This window comes from Nocardia sp. 852002-20019_SCH5090214 (assembly GCF_001665865.1).
GTDB classification, from domain to species: Bacteria; Actinomycetota; Actinomycetes; order Mycobacteriales; family Mycobacteriaceae; genus Nocardia; species Nocardia nova.
This window is the reverse complement of sequence record NZ_LZMK01000348.1, coordinates 1-747: the sequence shown is the minus strand read 5'-3', so window position 1 is coordinate 747 and position 747 is coordinate 1. Positions and strand designations below refer to the sequence as shown.

At 68.7% G+C, this 747-nt stretch carries 2 protein-coding genes; both read left to right on the top strand.

Annotated elements, in window-relative coordinates; genetic code table 11:
- Positions 1-146 precede the first annotated feature (146 nt).
- Positions 147-377, top strand: coding sequence for a hypothetical protein (locus A5780_RS40360; RefSeq protein WP_156769687.1), 231 nt, complete (start codon positions 147-149; stop codon positions 375-377).
- Positions 374-747: WhiB family transcriptional regulator (locus A5780_RS27395; RefSeq protein WP_082976762.1), on the top strand; the 374-nt coding region annotated here is incomplete at its 3' end. The genes A5780_RS40360 and A5780_RS27395, both read left to right, overlap by 4 nt.

Sequence of the window (747 nt, the reverse complement as noted above, 5' to 3'; positions counted from 1 at the left end):
CGTCAGCTGACCCGTGAGCAGGCAACGGCCGCGATGCGGATCGCGATCGCGCCGGATCGGCTCGATGTCGAGCGGTGGGCCGGGGAGCTGGGCCTGACCGCTGACGAGGCCCGCGGCTACGCGGCGCTGCCGGTCGGGGCGGCGTGATGGCTCGCGAACGCTTCGTCGATGTCCACATCCCGATCGTGGCGGGCGGCATCGGGGTCGGCCCGATCCTCGTCGTCCCGCTTCTGGTGCTCGCGTTCGGAGTCCTTCTCGCCGTGCTGGTCACGGTGACCCACCCGAATCCGCACCACACCTACTACCCGCGCAGCTGCGATCCGTTCTGCGCCGCCACCTCTTCCCCCACCACTTCCGTTGAAGGAGTTACGCGATGACCCGCACCATTTCCGATTCACCCGAGGTCGATCACCCGGTGGCCTGGCCGCCCGTGCTCTGCACCGAGGATCCGGACCTGTTTTTCAGCTCCGCTGCTGCCGATGTGCATGAGGCGCAGCGGATTTGCGCGGACTGCCCGATGCTGGCGCGCTGCGCTGGTTTCGCTCTCGCGAGCCCTGAGCCGGTCACCGATGGGGTGTTCGCCTCGGTGCGGATGCCCAGCGCCGGTGCCGATGCCAGCAAGCGCGAAGAGGCCATCGACCAGTTGCGTGTGGTCGCCGCGACCGGGAAACCGGCTCCGCTGCACGACTTCTCGCCCCGCAAGTTCGAAGGCACCGCCGCCGAGTTCCTGACGCAGGTGATCGAGCT

Excerpts from the sequence above, each read along its gene's own strand:
- A5780_RS40360 (WP_156769687.1), top strand. The coding sequence starts at position 147 with ATGGCTCGCGAACGCTTCGTCGATGTCCACATCCCGATCGTGGCGGGC.